The organism is Paraburkholderia domus (assembly GCF_905220705.1).
Classification (GTDB): Bacteria; Pseudomonadota; Gammaproteobacteria; order Burkholderiales; family Burkholderiaceae; genus Paraburkholderia; species Paraburkholderia domus.
This window is the reverse complement of sequence record NZ_CAJNAT010000023.1, coordinates 90,836-106,700: the sequence shown is the minus strand read 5'-3', so window position 1 is coordinate 106,700 and position 15,865 is coordinate 90,836. Positions and strand designations below refer to the sequence as shown.

Annotated in this window: 15 protein-coding genes; 10 read left to right on the top strand and 5 right to left on the bottom strand. The window is 61.2% G+C overall.

Annotated elements, in window-relative coordinates:
• The first annotated feature begins 65 nt into the window (after window positions 1–65).
• On the top strand, window positions 66–1,481 hold the full coding sequence (locus tag KHO31_RS29055; protein ID WP_211620315.1) for an aminotransferase-like domain-containing protein: 1,416 nt from the start codon (window positions 66–68) through the stop codon (window positions 1,479–1,481).
• 7 nt (window positions 1,482–1,488) lie between these two features.
• On the opposite strand, the gene KHO31_RS29050 is transcribed toward KHO31_RS29055, so the two are convergent.
• Together KHO31_RS29050 and KHO31_RS29045 are read right to left on the bottom strand one after the other, a co-directional pair.
• The gene (locus tag KHO31_RS29050) at window positions 1,489–2,130 is read right to left on the bottom strand and encodes a LysE family translocator (RefSeq protein ID WP_211620317.1); all 642 of its coding nucleotides are present in this window, start codon (window positions 2,128–2,130) and stop codon (window positions 1,489–1,491) included.
• 476 nt (window positions 2,131–2,606) lie between these two features.
• Entirely contained in the window at window positions 2,607–3,500 is an 894-nt protein-coding gene (locus tag KHO31_RS29045) for a LysR family transcriptional regulator (RefSeq protein WP_211620319.1), read from the bottom strand.
• A 127-nt stretch (window positions 3,501–3,627) separates the two neighbouring features.
• Here KHO31_RS29045 and KHO31_RS29040 point away from each other — a divergent pair, with 127 nt between their 5' ends.
• The 3 genes from KHO31_RS29040 to KHO31_RS29030 all read left to right on the top strand — a co-directional run bounded on the left by KHO31_RS29040 (window position 3,628) and on the right by KHO31_RS29030 (window position 5,916).
• Entirely contained in the window at window positions 3,628–4,005 is a 378-nt protein-coding gene (locus tag KHO31_RS29040) for a YybH family protein (RefSeq protein ID WP_211620321.1), read from the top strand.
• 10 nt (window positions 4,006–4,015) lie between these two features.
• Entirely contained in the window at window positions 4,016–5,002 is a 987-nt protein-coding gene (locus KHO31_RS29035) for a zinc-binding dehydrogenase (RefSeq protein ID WP_211620323.1), read from the top strand.
• A 215-nt stretch (window positions 5,003–5,217) separates the two neighbouring features.
• Window positions 5,218–5,916 carry an alpha/beta hydrolase gene (locus KHO31_RS29030; protein ID WP_211620325.1) on the top strand — a complete coding sequence of 233 codons (699 nt, stop codon included), beginning with the start codon at window positions 5,218–5,220 and terminating at the stop codon, window positions 5,914–5,916.
• Between the two features lie 418 nt (window positions 5,917–6,334).
• Here KHO31_RS29030 and KHO31_RS29025 read toward each other — a convergent pair whose 3' ends face one another.
• Both KHO31_RS29025 and KHO31_RS40095 read right to left on the bottom strand, forming a co-directional pair.
• A complete protein-coding gene (locus KHO31_RS29025) occupies window positions 6,335–6,706 on the bottom strand; it encodes a YciI family protein (protein ID WP_211620327.1) in 372 nt (123 codons plus the stop codon).
• Between the two features lie 2,110 nt (window positions 6,707–8,816).
• Window positions 8,817–9,542 (bottom strand): hypothetical protein, encoded by a 726-nt coding sequence (locus KHO31_RS40095; RefSeq protein ID WP_211624684.1) that lies wholly within the window; start codon window positions 9,540–9,542, stop codon window positions 8,817–8,819.
• Here KHO31_RS40095 and KHO31_RS40090 point away from each other — a divergent pair.
• The 6 genes from KHO31_RS40090 (at window position 9,529) to KHO31_RS28990 (ending at window position 13,705) form a co-directional block, all read left to right on the top strand.
• A complete protein-coding gene (locus KHO31_RS40090; RefSeq protein WP_201077548.1) occupies window positions 9,529–9,681 on the top strand; it encodes a hypothetical protein in 153 nt (50 codons plus the stop codon). The two genes, KHO31_RS40095 and KHO31_RS40090, sit on opposite strands and share 14 nt — an antisense overlap.
• 383 nt (window positions 9,682–10,064) lie before the next feature.
• Window positions 10,065–10,517 carry a ferritin-like domain-containing protein gene (locus KHO31_RS29010; protein ID WP_211624682.1) on the top strand — a complete coding sequence of 151 codons (453 nt, stop codon included), beginning with the start codon at window positions 10,065–10,067 and terminating at the stop codon, window positions 10,515–10,517.
• A 251-nt stretch (window positions 10,518–10,768) separates the two neighbouring features.
• Window positions 10,769–11,311: a cupin domain-containing protein gene (locus tag KHO31_RS29005; RefSeq protein WP_211624680.1), complete on the top strand. Its 543-nt coding sequence runs from the start codon at window positions 10,769–10,771 to the stop codon at window positions 11,309–11,311.
• A gap of 44 nt (window positions 11,312–11,355) precedes the next feature.
• Complete coding sequence (locus KHO31_RS29000; RefSeq protein ID WP_201108579.1) at window positions 11,356–12,399, top strand: acyl-CoA dehydrogenase family protein; 1,044 nt, start codon at window positions 11,356–11,358, stop codon at window positions 12,397–12,399.
• Entirely contained in the window at window positions 12,387–13,049 is a 663-nt protein-coding gene (locus KHO31_RS28995; protein WP_201077561.1) for an SAM-dependent methyltransferase, read from the top strand. The genes KHO31_RS29000 and KHO31_RS28995 overlap by 13 nt, the downstream gene beginning before the upstream one ends.
• Complete coding sequence (locus tag KHO31_RS28990; RefSeq protein ID WP_201077563.1) at window positions 13,046–13,705, top strand: glycosyltransferase; 660 nt, start codon at window positions 13,046–13,048, stop codon at window positions 13,703–13,705. Before KHO31_RS28995 ends, KHO31_RS28990 begins: the two co-directional genes overlap by 4 nt.
• A 236-nt stretch (window positions 13,706–13,941) precedes the next feature.
• Here the strand turns inward: KHO31_RS28990 and KHO31_RS28985 are convergent, their stop codons facing one another.
• Window positions 13,942–15,654, bottom strand: coding sequence for a hybrid sensor histidine kinase/response regulator (locus KHO31_RS28985; protein ID WP_201138811.1), 1,713 nt, complete (start codon window positions 15,652–15,654; stop codon window positions 13,942–13,944).
• Between the last annotated feature and the right edge of the window lie 211 nt (window positions 15,655–15,865).

Genomic DNA, 15,865 nt, shown 5'->3' with positions numbered 1-15,865 from the left:
GACTCAGTGTGGTGCTAACTGTGCTGGTGAAATTGCGTCAACTGTGCCGACTCCTCGTCCTGACCATGATCGAACTACAACTTGAGCGCGACCGACGCGCCGCTCCCACGCTCGTCGAGCAGGTAGTGCAGGGCTTTGCGCGCGCTATCGAGGCGCAGTCGCTGCGTGCCGGCGCGCTGTTGCCGTCGGTGCGGCAGTTGGCGCAAAGCCACGAACTGAGCACCTTCACGGTCACCGAGGCCTACAACCGTCTTGTTTCGATGGGTCTTGTGGTGGCGCGGCGTGGATCCGGTTATCGCGTGGCGGCGCGCGCGCAGTCAGCGCGGGTCGCGCCGACCGACTGGCAGCCGCCGAGCCTGACCGCGACCTGGCTCTTGTCCGACGTGTTCGCCGACCATTCGGTGCCGATCAAGGCGGGCGGCGGCTGGCTGCCGAACGAGTGGATCAACGAGACGGGGTTGCAGCATGCGCTGCGTGCGATGAGCCGAGTGCCGGCCGCGCGCCTCGGTGACTACGGGCATCCGTACGGCTTCGCACCGCTGCGCGAGCGGATCGCCGAGCAACTCGACCGGCGCGGTTTGCCGGTCGACGTCTCCAACGTACTGCTCACGCAGGGCGCAACGCAAGGGCTGGATCTGATCGTCCGCACGCTGCTGCGCGCGGGCGACGCCGTCATCGTCGAAGATCCTGGCTACTGCAATCTGCTGCAGATTCTCAAGCTGGCGGGGCTGGTGGTGCATGGGGTGCCGCGCACACCGGCCGGCGTCGATACCGACGTGCTCGAAGCGCTGGTCGCGCAGCACAAGCCGAAGGCGATTTTCGTCAACACCACGCTGCAGAATCCGACCGGCGCGACTTTCGGCATGTCGGCGGCGTTCCGTCTATTGCAGATCGCGGAGCGTCAGCGCATGTGGGTGATCGAAGACGATGTCAGCCGCGAACTGGCGCTGCCCGGCGCGCCTTTGTTTGCCGCAATGGAAGGCTTGCAGCGCGTGCTCTACGTCGGCGGTTTTTCGAAGACGGTGACGCCGGGGCTGCGCTGCGGCTACGTGGTCGCCGAGCGGGCGGTGTTGCGCGAATTGGCGCGCACGAAGATGGCGGTGGGATTGACCTCGTCGGAAGCGATCGAGCGGATCGTCGACAAGGTGTTGCTCGAAGGACGCTATGCGCGTCACGTAGAAGCCGTGAACGAGCGGCTCAAGCTCGCGCATGCGACCGTCGAAGAGCGGCTCGATTCGCTCGGCCTCGAACTGTTTCATCGGCCGCGAGCCGGCCTGTTCCTGTGGGCTCGCCTGCCGATTGAAGCCGAGCGCGCGGGTGAAGTAGCGACGGCAGCGCTCGCGCACGGCATCTGGCTCGCGCCGGGCTCCTACTTCCGTCCCGACGATGCCCCGAGCGCCTGGTTCCGTTTCAACGCGCCGTACTCGACCGATGACGCGTTGTGGCGCTTCATCGAGCGAGTCGGGCAGGGCGCGATCTAGGCTGTCATCACGCGGCCTGGCCGAGCACCTTCAGCGCGATCGGATACAGCGTGAGCACCAGCAGCAGCGCCATCACCACGTTGAAAATGCGCAGCCGTTTCGGGTCCGACAGCACGCTGCGCATCGCGGTGCCGAAACCGGCCCACAGGCAGATGCACGGAAACCCGATCACGTAGAAGATCACCGCCATCGCGACGGCGTTCATGCTGTAGCTCTCGCTAAGGTGGATCGTCGTGGCGGCGGTCAGCACCATCATCCACGCCTTCGGATTGACCCACTGGAACGCAATGGCTTCATGAAACTTCATGGGCCGGCGTTCGCCTTTCTTGACCTTCAGTTCGCCGGACGTGCCGATTTTCCACGCGAGATATAGCAGGTACGCGACGCTCGCGACTTCAAGCACCGTGTACAGCACCGGGAAGTGCACGAAGGCTTCGCCCAGACCAATCCCGACCGACAGCATCAACAGCACGACGCCGAGACTGATGCCGGAAAGATGCGGCAGCGTGCGGCGAAAACCGAAATTGACACCCGAGGCCAGCAACATGGTGTTGTTCGGACCGGGCGTGATGGTGGTGACGAGCGCGAACAGAATGCCGGCGGGCAGCGCGCTGAGGCTGAGGCTGAGGCTGAGGCTGAGGTAAGACATGAGTGGCTCCGGTGTCGGTCGACGAGACCTTTGGAGCATTCTAGCGAACCATGCCGGTACAGTACCTGTACGGTTTGAGAAATGGTGCCCGGTACAGGTGGGGGCTCAAGTGCGACGCGAGCGGCGTAAAGCCCAGGGACGGTAGTCAGAGGAAGAATCTTGGCGGCATAACTTGGGAACGCTTAGGCAAGTCCTGATGAGCCCCAAGACTTTGCCACTGCTAATTGGATGGCTGCGCCTCGTAGTTGCGGTGGCACGGCTGTTCGATCATCGGTGACGGGGTGACCACTGAACGATGATGAGCGGTAAGACTTCGCGTTGACGTCCGTTCTCGCGAATTCGGCTGTTGGCGTTGGATCGCTGCTGGCCTACCAACTCCGGCGGTAGTCGGCCAACAGCCGCCTGTCGCAGTCCACATGAGGCTACCGAATAGCCGCCGCTGAAGGCCGGCTTGGCTTCCAAACCAAAGCCAGCCCTTATGTGCCCGTCACTACTGCATCAACCATCCTCGACACGTACCGCTGACAGAAATCCAGGTACGCCCGGACGATCGCGGAAGGGTGACGATGCGAGGGATAGAGCAGATGGATTTGCTGCTCGGGCATGGGATGTTCTGGCAACAGTGCGATGAGCCGTCGCTCACGAATCGCGCTGGCAGCAAGAAACGGGGGAAGTTCGGTAACGGCTTCGCCGGCGAGCGCGCGACTTCGCAGATGTGCGTAATCATTCGTGGTCAGCAGCGCTTTGGGTTCAAACAGCTGGTCGCCGAGGCGCCATGTACCGTCGGCATGGGCACCCGCGCTCCAGACCGCACAGGGAAACCGATGCAGGGCATCGGGTGTATCCGGCACACCCAGTCGTTCAACCAGGGACGGACTGGCCACGAGGACGTGGCGATAAGTCAGCAGATGTCGCGCCACCATGGTTTCGTGGGTGATCGTGCCCACGCGCAGCGCAACGTCAATGCCGTCCTCGACGAGGTCGACGCGCCGCTCAGTGGTGTAGACGTGCACACGGATATCGGGATAGCGCTGCTGGAAAGTCGCCAGCAATTCCCACCATGGTTCAAACGTCGGCGGTAGCGATACCCGCAATCGCCCTTTGAGCCGCGCCTGATCGCTTATCACCGCCTGTTCGCCCTCGGCCAGTGCTTCGATGCCGCGACTGGCGTGCTCGTACAGCCGCGTGCCGGCATCGGTGAGTTTGGTACCTCGCACGGAACGCTCCAACAGTTGCACCTTCAACTGTCGCTCCAGCTCGCGAACCCGCCGGCTCAGTGTCGGCAGGGGAATACCGAGACGGTCGGCCGCGGCCGACAGACTGCCGGTCTGCACCACACTGACAAACATCTGGGCGGCATTGAGATCCATAGGGCATTCCTCTCAAATTTGAAAGGAACACTACAACCGATATGGATTCCCTGCAAGGTATGGGAGGACCAAACTATCTCTACCCGCTGGCACATGCCCGGTACTCGACCACCACGGAGCCCAACCCATGTCTATCCAAGCCGTCCTGCAGCGCTACGAAACAGCGCTCAACAATAACGACATCGACACCATTCTTGACCTGTACGGCCGCGATCCGGTGTTCATGCCCCAGCACGCACCTGCGCTGGTCGGCCGCGCCGCGGTCCGTGCCGGTTATGAGCAGGTTTTCGCAACGATCAAGCTCAACGTCCGCTTCGACATCCATGAAGTCGAGGAAGCCGGTGACTGGGCCTGGGTACGCACCAGCTCGGCCGGCCGCACCCGCATCCTCGCCGCCGGCATCGAGGTGGAGGAAGGCAACAACGAGTTGTTCGTATTCCAGCGGGAAAACGACGCGTGGAAGATCCACCGCTATCTGTTCGCCACCAGCCAGCCGCGCGCCTGAGGTCATTGCCATGAAAGCCTATGTGATCGAACAGACCGGCGGCCCGGAAGTGCTCCAGCTGCGCGATATCCCTTCGCAGGAACCCACAGCCGATGAAGTACAGATCCGCGTGCGCGCATTCGGCCTCAACCGTGCGGAAACCTATTTGCGCGCCGGCAAGATGGGCGCCATCACTACGCCGCGTGTGCCCGGCATCGAAGCCGTCGGTGAGGTCATTCACGATCCTGCCGGGGTGTTCCGCACTGGCCAACGCGTGGCCACGGCGATGGGCGGCATGCAGTTCGGCCGCAACGGCAGCTATGCCGAGCAGGTGACCGTGTTGCGCAGCAACGTGCTTGCACTGGGCGACACTTCGCTGCCGTGGGAGGAACTCGCTGCTCTGCCGGAAGCCTATCTCACCATCTGGGGTGCCTTGGACAAGAGCCTGGCGATCCAGTCGGGCCAGACCCTGTTGGTTCGGGGAGCAACCTCGTCGGTCGGCTTGGCTGCCATCACCTACGCCAAGACCCGCGGCCTGAAGGTGATCGCGACCACACGCTCACCGGCGAACGCCGATCGGTTACGCAAGATGGGCGCGGATGACGTGATCGTCGACAACGGCGAGATTGCCGCAGCCGTTCGTCAGATCGTCCCTGTGGGCGTCGATGCCGCGCTTGAAGTGGTTGGTGCGGCGACGCTGCGCGACACGATCAAGGCGTTGCGGCCCTTCGGTGCCGTGAGCGTCATCGGCCTGCTCGGCGGTCCGCCGATCCTGGAGCAGTTCCACCTCATGCAGGATCTGCCGGCGGCGACGCGGCTGAGCTTCTTCCCCAGCGGTTTGCTAGGCACCCCAGCCATGTCGTTGCAGGAATCTCCGCTGCCGTGGATTGCACAGGAAATCGCCGCACAACGCATGCCCTCCCTTCGCACTCAGACTTTCGACTTCGATGATGTACGCCGCGCGCACAGCGTGATGGAAAGCGATCGTGCGCTCGGCAAGCTCGTTGTCAGGCTCTAATCATGGCGAGCCAGTGTTGGGCAGGGCTTATCCAGCGTGGACGCGAGACGGGTATCTGCCTGGTCGCCCATGCAGTTGCCAGAACGAGGAACGGCGCAGCATGAGGCATGGATGCTGGCTACCGTGCACGGGCTGCTCGTAGGAGAATAGCCAAATGCCGACGGACTATCTGCATCTCCAACAGTCGGCGAGTCTTCCACATTAGGAGTCCGACAATGAACAGCGAAATCACCATCGTATTAGTGCATGGTTTCTGGGGCGGAGCCGCCCACTGGAGCAAGGTCATTGTTGACCTGACACGCAAGGGTTATGGGGCCATTCGTGCTGTTGAACTCCCATTGACATCACTGGCCGATGATGCCGAACGCACCCGCAAGATGGTGGCGCAGGTGAAGGGCCCGGTCTTGTTGGTGGGTCACTCCTACGGCGGTGCGGTCATTACCGAAGCCGGTGATCAGCCCAACGTGGTCGGGCTCGTCTACATCGCAGCGTTCGCCCCTGATGCCGGTGAAAGCCCCGGTGGCATCACACAGGAGCACCTGCCCGTGGCGGCGCCTAATCTCGCTCCCGACAGTGACGGCTACCTCTGGATCAAACCCGAGAAATTCCACGAGAGCTTCTGCCAGGATCTGACGGCGGACGAAGCCATGGTGATGGCCGTGACGCAGAAAGCGCCGCTGGCCAGCACCTTTGGCAATGCCATTACGGCCCCGGCATGGAAAAAGAAACCCACCTGGTACCAGATCTCCAGCGAGGATCGGATGATCCATCCGAACAATGAGGCGATGATGTCGGCAAGGATGAACACGAGAAAGACCATCACGCTGGCGGCGAGTCATGCTTCGCTGGCATCCATGCCAGCGGAGGTATCCGCACTCGTCCACGAGGCAGCTACTGAGCTTGCAAAGGGCTAGATGTGCCAAGGCGCGCCGATCGCTCGGAGGCTGGGGGCATGTGGCCAAACGTGGCCACAACAACCCATCGGCGCGCCAACCCAATGATCGCGTGCAGCTTGGAACGCCCAGTGCAACCCAACTAAGTTGATGATCGCTTTTGGCCGATGCAGTCACTGGGTGCGAAGCTGATCAGCGTATCGGCGAGCTGATCGCAAATGATCGGTTCAGGTGATCAACTTCATTGGTATGCGCACTCACGCGCAGCGTTGAAAAACGGGCCATTCCGAAAGCGGCCATTCGCGACCGGCTGAGATGGGTCGATCACAGGCGTCGCCGCTCGGCCCAGAAGTAGCATCGCCGCGATGACTCACGAAGCCGTGAAGGTGTTTGAGGAGAACAGAGCGCCAACGCATATTTGAGACACGCGTCCAAGCCCTCATCGGGTCCAGTAGAAATCCACGGGGATAAGCTCGACGACCCATCCACCTTCTTCGCCCAGCGTGGCCGCCGGGTGTATGGAGGCGATGCGCAACGCCTCGTCATGGGTATCCGCCTCGATGATGAACAGGCCGCCCACGACTTCCTTCGACTCGGTATAGGGCCCATCGGTGACGTGCGTCTTGCCACTGCGCGGGCGGAGCGTCCTCCAGTTGTCCAGATCGCCAAGCGATGCGGAAATCAGTACCTTGCCGGTAGCCCGCATCTTGTCGTCCAATGCAGGGCATTGGCTCACCAATTTCTTGACGTCTTCTGGCGCCATCGCGGCGAATTTTTCGGGGGTGAAGTAGGCCAAGCCGAGGTATTTCATGGGAGATCCTTTGGGTGTGAATAACCTGACGACGAAGCTGATGATCGAAAATCGACAATCTTCTGAAAAGTTTGTAGCGGGTCTCGCCAGACTGTCCGCTTTTGGGGTCGCGCGGTGTCGACCGCCGGGCTCGTGCTGCACATGCGGATCGCGTGAGGCAGGGGTCGGCCATTTTGAGACATTCGAGAGGTCCACCCAGATCGTTGCCAATCGTAATCGGAAGAGCGATTCGGCAATCTTGGCCGACTCTTTTCCAGTTCATAGTCGGTGCGATCATCTACAAATGTATCGCATCGAACACTAGAGCCGCCTACATATTTCACAGGTGCTACCTATCCATCGCCTACAAATGTGGCTGGCGCCAGTTTTCCTCCTGATCAAGAATCAACTAACTTGCTGGTAACTCATAGGGCATTCGTCGTCTGCAGGCTGGGGATTTTTGAAGAGGTGAAGCTACTTTGGTTCGCGGAAAACTAACGCGATCATCGAAGGACACGCAGTGCACTATCTTCTTCGCTCGTCGCGTTCCGATTATTGAGGGTTGGCGTGACGTTTTCGCGAACTGCTTCAGTGAGTTTTACCGCTCCGAGCTCTGCAACCTCGTCCAGAAGCATTGATGCAAACAGAAGAGCACATCGCGGCAGGGGTTCCCAAAGAGCTATCGTTGCATGCCGGGACAGAATTGTCTGTTCACGTATCCGACAACACTGCCATATAACCCCGAGAGCCCCGATCCTGGGGTTCCGTGTTAGTCATCGGCTTTTATTCGGAGAAAACTATGAAGTCGTATAAATTGCGATTCTATGTTGCTGTAATAGGGGTATTAGCAATGTCTCAAGTCTCCCCTTCCTACCCTCAAACGGATACCAAAGGGACAACTCCGTCAACTGCTCCGGTTGACCCACAAAAGACCGTAATGTCTCTGACGGGCGGACCACCTATCTCAGTCCCCGAAAGAGTCATTCCCCACTGTCCGCGCGGATACCAACAAAAAACAATCCCTGCAAGTGGCAGCACCCCTGAAAGCACACTATATTGGTGCAGCTAGAGTTCTACTGCACTTCAAATTAGCCAGCGAGGATAATATGAATGTTGCTAAAAAGTTTGCTTACGTTGTTATAGGCTCGACGATTCTCTTTTCTTTTAGCAAGCCAGCGTTATCTCAAACAGCGGCTGCTCCGACCCCGGCCTTGTCGAAGGCGAAACCAACGGTGCCTCTTGATGAGGAGGCGAAGGGGGAGGGCGCAACCGTCACATGCCCGAAGGGAAAACACATAGCAATTTGGGAGGCAAAGGACGGAAGTGGTGGGGGATGGACGTGCAAGTGATCGCCTGGGTAATCTAATCTTGCACTGCCTTTACAGTGCGCTAGGAGCAGGAGGGCACCCACCTCGCCGGAGTCGAATAGCTTGAGAACAGAACAAGGCAGGGTATCGGCACGTCTGCCCATTTCAACCACGGCAGAAACTCAGCTGATTTGGACCCTCCAAGTCGAATTAACGCCCGCTGCTAGCCATGCCACCTTCGGCATGGGAAAGAATGCGGGCGTTCCACGCGACACCTTCAGATTGTCTTAGGGATTGCCTAGCTTGAACGGCCGTTCCCGGTGACTATGGGCGGCCGCATAGGGGTCGACAAGGGAAGTTCGCGCCGACGTCCGACGCGCCTAGCCTCATCCGGATTGTTCATCATCTTTGAGACGACCAGTGCGGCCAGAATGCCGCGAATTCGAATCGCGACCATGATGTCGATTAATGTGACCCGAGCGCGTGGATTAGCAAATGGCAATACAGGTATCCCAGGCTCGTGGATTGGGTGGAAACGGGGCTAACGCGGCAGAATCAGTATCTTCGACGGCTCGTTTATTGGCGCCAGAACGCGTGCGCGATTGTTGGTTTACCGGAACCCGCTAAAGTTCGCTTCAATGCGTGTCGATATGCTGGTGTATTGTCGCAAATCCAAGCGGACGATTAGGGCTCACGCGAGGCTCGGGGACTTGCGTGACGCTCGAGTTCCGACAACCTTACAAGGGCACCGGCGGCGAACCTGGTGTCAGCCAGGCGCAGCGCGCCGGTTGCACCGTGATAGATAACTATGCTCTCGAAAGGTGTTAGGGGCAGGCATTTTGTACGCACGAAGAATAGGATTGCTCGAGAAGCGGAGCAGCTTTCGAGATCCGGCGGAAACGCAGCTTTTCTGGAAGAGTGCGGCGAAAAACACACGCCACCTCGCCGTTTCCGTCCAGATTTTCGGGCTCGTCGCGTGGCTGATGTCTCGAGCGTTGGCAAATCCACATGTCACATTCAACGAACCGGCCACAGTGGTAGCAATCGCGGGCATGCTGACGGCTATCGGCATGACTTACGCATTCCGCGGATCGATGATGGATACCATCGGTCGTTTCGCGTGTGCCGTATTCACGGCGCTTGCGTTTCATGCCAACGTGGCCGGCACGCAGACTCCGGCGTTCTGGGTGCTCCCCATGAGCATTGCAATCAATGTCAGCATGGCGCCGGTATTCTCCGGGTACCGCAACTATCTGGCGAGCGCGTTTGCTGTCTGGTTTGTCATCTCCTACGGTGAGGCGAGCTTGCTGATACACGCGCAGGACGCGAACTGGATCGTGCTTTTCGTGCTGTCGGGTGTGGCGCTCGGGCTGCTGCTCAATCTTCTTTTCATACAGGAGCGGAAAAAGACATTCCTCGTGCAGCAGGAACTGGCGAGGCTCGCGTTCAGGGACGCGCTGACCGAGATTCACAATCGTCGAAGCTTCATGCTGTCGATCGACGAGTGCCGCGACCCTTCGGACTTCTGGACATGCCGTGACGGTGAGCATCGGCATTTCGAGAATCGCGGAAGGAATCAATGTGCCGGAAACATTCAGGCTTGCTGATAGCGGGCTCTACGACGCTAAACGACAGGGCAAGAACAGGTGTGTTCTGGTTGATCAAAGTGAGTCGGCGTTGGTCACTTAGCCGCCAGTTTCGATCGGTATGTTTCGGACGCAGTCATTGGTGGCGCGATGTGTCCTGGTTGTAAAAACGTCCTGCGAGCGCACGCGATTTTTCCACCCATCGCTCAAGTCCACTGACTGTTTCGCCCGCGAATTGCGCAATTGTCGAACCGCAAGGCTATCTAAGCGAAGTGCAATTGAAACCCCATCGTGGCATGAGGCTGTTCGCGTGGATTTTTCGCGAGGCAGGAGATAAACGCGGCCCGGCATCATGGACCCAGCCGGTTTGCATTCAGGACGGCGAGTTTCAGGCACGCCCCATGCGGATGGCTCTATGAGTTCTGCTGCCGCCTGAAAGTATGCGGCTGCAGATTCCTTTATTGACGAAACCGCTGGAGGTATCGAATGGCTACGAACGTTGTTTCCGTGCTCAACGACCTGATCGAAACGTCGAAGGATGGCGAGAAGGGTTTTCGCAAAGCCGCCGAGGATGCGCATGATGCGCAACTGAAGGCGATGTTTCTATCGCGTGCGCAAGACTGCGCGCGCGGTGCCCGTGAGCTCCAGGACGTGGTTCAAGGTCTGGGCGGCAAACCTGAATCGGGTGGCAGCATGAGCGGCGCATTGCATCGCGGCTGGGTCGACGTGAAGTCGGCGGTGACGAGTCGCAGCGACCACGAAATCCTTGCGGAATGCGAAAAAGGCGAGGATGTGGCAAAGAAGCGCTATCACGACGCGCTCGAAAAGGGCTTGCCGCTTGATGTGCGTACCATCGTCGAGCGTCAGTATGAGGGCGTGCTGCAAAACCATGACCGTGTGCGCGATCTACGCGATCAGTATGCAACTACCGGACGTTGACAGGTTAGCAGGCGTCAGCCGATATCGATTGGCAGTGAGCCGCAGGGGAGGCTCACACTGAGTGCTCGTAAGGGTGATGGTGGCCATGGTCAGGTCCGGGCGGTGACGGCATGGTTTCGTTGAGGAGCCGGTGCCCGCAGCACGCAGCACGCCAGCGTTGTAAATGGTACCCGGAGCGATGCAAGGTTTTCCGCTGAGATTCGTCGTGCCGCGCCGCGCAAGGCGACGCTGCGGGCACAAATCAGGAAGGGATGGCCGATATGCGATACGAGCAGAAGATAGAACAGGGACGCTACGAAGCATTCACACTGGCACCGCGCGACTGGGTGCCGAACAACCGCAAGCTCGCCGTGGCGATTTACCGAACGGCGATGCCAAGCACAGACAACGATCTGGCCACCGAATTCGAAGCGCTTTTCGAACATAACCAATGGCCGCCGCAATGGCGCAACGGCATCTTCGACTATCACCATTTTCATTCGACTGCGCACGAGGTGTTGGGCATCGCCTCGGGCTCGGCTGAAGTCATCCTTGGCGGCGCCGGTGGATGCGTGGTCACGTTGCGTCCGGGCGACGCGCTGCTGCTGCCTGCGGGCACTGGACATTGCCTGCAGGCGTTCACCGGCAGTCTGCGCGTGGTGGGCGCCTACCCGGCGGGGCAACAATGGGACATTCGGCGCAGTGGACTGACGCCGGAAGCGCTCGTTGCAATGGAGTCGCTGCCGTTTCCCCCGAGCGATCCGGTGCTTGGCGAGCGAGGTCCTGTCATCGAGCAATGGCTCGGCATGGCTTGACACGGCGAGGGCCGGTTGTCCAAGGCCGCCGACAAGGAGAATCGATGCCAGAATCCGTCCACCGCGTCCGGCACGCATTCGATGCCCGTCTCGCCGACCTGCGCTTCATTCCTGACGATCCCCGCTCGCTAGGCGAGGCCTTTGCCGTGTTGGTCGACGGTGGGTTCGATCGTCTGCCGCTGCCGGGCCATGGCGACACGGTCGAACGCTGGCGTTCGCTCGCCGCCGTCGCGGCGCGCGATCTGAGTCTCGTCAAGCTGTTCGAAGGGCATACCGATGCGCTTGCGATCCTCGCCGAACTGCACGAGCCGCCGGCGCGCCCGGGCAGCCGCTGGGCCGTATGGGCCGCTCAGGCGCCCGATGCGCGCGTGGAAGCGGTGCATGTCGAAGGCCGGCTCGTACGGCTTTCCGGCGTGCAGGCGTGGTGCTCCGGCGCGCACGCCGTGACCGATGCACTCGTTGTGGCGTGGCTCGACGACGAACCGGTACTTGCGGCTGTGCCGATAGGCGGTCCGCAGACGGTGTTGAGCACTGAGCGGTGGCAAGCGGTGGGCATGCGGGCCACCGCAAGCGGCGATGTGCGATTCGAGAACGCATCGGCCGTGCTGGTTGGCGCGCCACACGACTATGTCCGCCGCCCGGGGTTCTGGCAGGGCAGCGCGGGCATCGCCGCCTGCTGGTTCGGCGCCGCCGCCGGACTCGCGGAGCGTTTGCGCGAGGCGACGGCGGCGCGCCCCGATCCTTATCGGCTCATGCATCTGGGCACGGTCGACGTCGCCCTGGCGGGTGCAGCGGCGCTCCTGCGCGAGACGGCGCGACTCATTGATGTCAACCCGAATGTCGGCCTGCACGCCGCAGCGTTGCGAGCCCGGCTCAACGTCGAAGCCGCGGTCAATACCGTGCTCGACGCGGTAGGGCGCGCGCTCGGGGCGGCGCCGTATTGCCGCGATGCGGCGTTCGCGCGCGCACTCGCCGACCTTCCCGTGTTCGTCAGGCAAAGCCATGCCGAACGTGATCTGGCGGCGCTCGGCGAGGCCGTCGCGCAACCGGCTGCATCAACCCTTGGGGAGGATCGATGGACACTTTGACGGGGCACGCCGGCGCGCTGCCACACATTGCCGACACACCGGACCGGAGCGAACAACAGCGCTATTTCGACGCGTTGTACGCCCACAGCGACGATCCCTGGCGCTTACGCGAGCGCTGGTACGAGCGGCGCAAGCGCGCCTTGACGGCGGCAATGCTGCCGCGCGAACGCTACCGCAACGCCCTTGAACCCGGCTGCGCGAACGGCGAGTTGAGTGCCGTGCTCGCGCAGCGTTGCGACGCCTTGCTCGCCGCCGACCTGCATGAGAGCGCGGTGCGGGCGGCGCGGGCGCGGCTGGCGCCATGGCCTCATGCACGCGTCGAGCAACGCACGCTGCCTCGGGAATGGCCCATGGGCGACGCACCGTTCGATCTGATCGTCGTCAGCGAGTTCGCCTACTACCTCGGCCCGGAGGATCTGCAACAGCTGGCCGGCCGCATTGACGAAACGCTCGCCGATGACGGCTGCCTGGTCGCCTGCGATTGGCGGCATGCGTTTGCCGGGCGGCAGGCTTCAGCCGAGGCGGTGCACGCCTCGTTCGCTTCGCGCTGCGGCGTCCTGGGCGTGGCGCGCCATGTGGAAGCTGACGTGCTGATCGAGGTCTGGACCCGCGACGGGCGCTCCGTTGCACAAAGCGAGTCGCTTGCATGATCGGCGCTATTGTTCCCGTGCATAACGAAGAGGCGCTCCTCGGCTGCTGCCTTGCCGCGCTTACCGTCGCCGCCAGGCATGCCGCGCTCGCCGGCGAGACCGTGCGCATCGTCGTCGTGCTGGACACCTGCACGGATCGCAGTGAAGCGATTGCATGCGCGGCGGGCGTCGAAATCCTGACCGTTGCGGCACGCAATGTCGGCGTCGCGCGAGCAGCCGGCGCGGCGCTCCTGATCGCGGACGGCGCTCGCTGGCTTGCCTTTACCGACGCTGACAGCCGCGTTTCGCCGGACTGGCTTGCCGTGCAGCTTTCGCTCGGCGTCGACGCGGTGTGCGGTTCGATCTGCGTCGACGATTGGGACGCGCATCCGCCCGCGGTGCGCGAGGTCTTCGCCAGCGTCTATCGCGATAGGGACGGCCACCGTCACGTGCACGGGGCGAATCTCGGCGTGTGCGCATTCGCGTACCGGCGAGCCGGCGGCTTCCCGCCGCTCACGTGCCGGGAAGATGTAGCGCTTGTTGAACGGCTGATTGAGATCGGCGCCAACATCGCCTGGAGCGCCGCGCCCCGCGTCGTCACGAGTGCGCGCGTTCTGGCGCGCGTGCGCGGCGGCTTCGGCGATACGCTCGCCGGCTGGGCGACGCAGACGCTTTAAGCGACCTCCTTCGCGATAGCGCGGGGCACAGGCGGCGGCATCGCAAACCTTGACGCGACGATTCTGTCCATACCCGGCATGTTCCAGTCAGTGACAATCAAATCAGGAAGGTATCGCGCTACCGTGTCAGGGACTGCCTCCCCGCTTTCAGAGGGGAGTACGTTATAACCGCGCTCGCCAGGATAATCCGGCGTTCCTTGCTAACGGTGAGGCCCGCGGCCACGCCCTCCGTGGCCTTAGACAATGCCCCGCAACGTGCCATCGGTACGATTTGCCAGGATGTACTGCAACTTATCGAGCGAAAGTGGCTTGGTCAGATGGAAATCGAAGCCGGCCGCCAGTGCCCTCGACTTGTCGGATTCGGATGCATAGCCCGTGAGCGCGACGAGTAGGACGTCGTCGAGTCCGTGATTCAGGCGAACCGTGCGTGCCACCTCGAAGCCATCCATCTCGGGCATGCCCACGTCGACGATTGCAACCTCAGGGTGCTTTTCAGACATCAGCCGTATGGCATTGCGTCCGTTGTCCGACGTGGTCACCTCGTGACCTTCAAGTTCGAGCAATGTGCTCAGCGCCAGGAGTGCATCCTGATTGTCGTCGACCAGCAGCAGACGCGCTGGCCCGGGCGCCGCGCTGGGCACCTGGTGGGCTGCTACGTCTCCCGTGTCCGCAAGCTTCTGGAGTATCGGCAGGCGGAGCGTCACAACCGTACCTTTGCCCGAACCTTCGCTCCTGAGCGAGATGGTTCCGTGGTGCAACTCGACCATCCGCTTCGCCACGGCGAGGCCTATTCCCAATCCTCCCTCGGCGCGTGCTCGACCACGGGCGGATTGTGCGAACAGGTCGAAGACGTGTGGCTGAACTGCGCTATCAATTCCTATGCCGTTGTCTGCGATCTCGATGACAATCAGCCCGTCTGCTTCGTCGCTCGAATTGTTTGCCTCGACGCGCACACTAAGCTCGATAGTCCCTCCCACGGGCGTATATTTCGCCGCGTTCGACAGGAGGTTGCCCAGCACCTGGCTCAAACGGACATGGTCAGCGCGCACGTGGATGGGCTCGTCCAGCCCGGTGATTTTCAGCGTATGCCGGCGGGATACGATGTGGTGTCTGATGGTTGTTACCGCATCAAACGCAATCTCGCTGAGCGACGTGTCACTGTGCTTGATAGTCAGCTTGCCATGCTTCAGACGGGCGGCGTCGAGCAGGTCATCGACCAGCGTGCGCAGGTGCCTCATCTGGCGTTGTGCGACAGTCAACATTTCAACGGCTCGTTCATCTTCGGCACAGAGTCGTTTTGCTGCGCTGATGGCGCCATCGATTGGCGTCATGGGATTTCGCAGCTCGTGACTGAGCATGGCGATGAATTCGTTGTGCCGTCGGTCGCTCTCTTCACCACTGTCGCGCGCGTTGACAATTGTCAGGCCGGAACCCGCGAAAATGGCGAGATTCGAGAGCAGTCTGACGTCTTCGAGGTCGAATCTGCACGCCTTTGAGTGAGACATGACCCAAATGGCGCCTAGCGCTCCGTTATCAGCCGGAATGGGGACGACAATACCTTCAGGCACATCCACGCCGGGAAACTGGAGGCAGGGGAACTGAACCTGCGGGTGAATGAAAAGTTGCGGGGCGCGCGACGCCAGCGTCACGCCACACGGACACTCATCCCAAGTGGTTGTTTTGCCGCGCAGGTCGGCGCAAAGTCCGGCGACGGCAAACCATCGAAAGACCCGATTATCGTCAGGTCCTTCGACAAGACTGATGCCGGCGCTACCAGCATGACAAAGAGACAGGGCCATATCCGCAATGGCCTGCAGGAATTCCGAGCGCGGGCCGGCCTGAGCTCGAGCGAGTGCCACAAGCGCACGGTTCTCGGCCGCATAATCTGCGGCGCGAGCCGGCCTGCGGGCGAGCTCATCCGTTTGACCGGGCACGCGATTGCTTTCCATGATTGACAGAATGACTGGAAAAATAGAGAAAATTCGAAGGGCAGAATGTTGCTGGCTCGGCAGACGGGGCCAGAGCGACCTTTTTTGCAGCGGCGAATTTCACGTTACGGGAGGCGCGGTGCAAAGTCAACGAGGGTTCGTACCTGCTTGCCTGTTGGCAACGGCGGCCTCGATCCAGAAAGGTGTGGATTCCCACCTTCTGACTCTCGTT

Coding starts and splice junctions, on each gene's coding strand:
- KHO31_RS29000 (WP_201108579.1), top strand. CDS start 11,356: ATGCCAGAATCCGTCCACCGCGTCCGGCACGCATTCGATGCCCGTCTC.
- KHO31_RS29045 (WP_211620319.1), bottom strand. CDS start 3,500: ATGGATCTCAATGCCGCCCAGATGTTTGTCAGTGTGGTGCAGACCGGC.
- KHO31_RS40095 (WP_211624684.1), bottom strand. CDS start 9,542: ATGCTCACCGTCACGGCATGTCCAGAAGTCCGAAGGGTCGCGGCACTC.
- KHO31_RS29055 (WP_211620315.1), top strand. CDS start 66: ATGATCGAACTACAACTTGAGCGCGACCGACGCGCCGCTCCCACGCTC.
- KHO31_RS29025 (WP_211620327.1), bottom strand. CDS start 6,706: ATGAAATACCTCGGCTTGGCCTACTTCACCCCCGAAAAATTCGCCGCG.
- KHO31_RS29030 (WP_211620325.1), top strand. CDS start 5,218: ATGAACAGCGAAATCACCATCGTATTAGTGCATGGTTTCTGGGGCGGA.
- KHO31_RS29040 (WP_211620321.1), top strand. CDS start 3,628: ATGTCTATCCAAGCCGTCCTGCAGCGCTACGAAACAGCGCTCAACAAT.
- KHO31_RS29010 (WP_211624682.1), top strand. CDS start 10,065: ATGGCTACGAACGTTGTTTCCGTGCTCAACGACCTGATCGAAACGTCG.
- KHO31_RS29005 (WP_211624680.1), top strand. CDS start 10,769: ATGGCCGATATGCGATACGAGCAGAAGATAGAACAGGGACGCTACGAA.
- KHO31_RS29050 (WP_211620317.1), bottom strand. CDS start 2,130: ATGTCTTACCTCAGCCTCAGCCTCAGCCTCAGCCTCAGCGCGCTGCCC.
- KHO31_RS28985 (WP_201138811.1), bottom strand. CDS start 15,654: ATGGAAAGCAATCGCGTGCCCGGTCAAACGGATGAGCTCGCCCGCAGG.
- KHO31_RS28990 (WP_201077563.1), top strand. CDS start 13,046: ATGATCGGCGCTATTGTTCCCGTGCATAACGAAGAGGCGCTCCTCGGC.
- KHO31_RS29035 (WP_211620323.1), top strand. CDS start 4,016: ATGAAAGCCTATGTGATCGAACAGACCGGCGGCCCGGAAGTGCTCCAG.
- KHO31_RS28995 (WP_201077561.1), top strand. CDS start 12,387: ATGGACACTTTGACGGGGCACGCCGGCGCGCTGCCACACATTGCCGAC.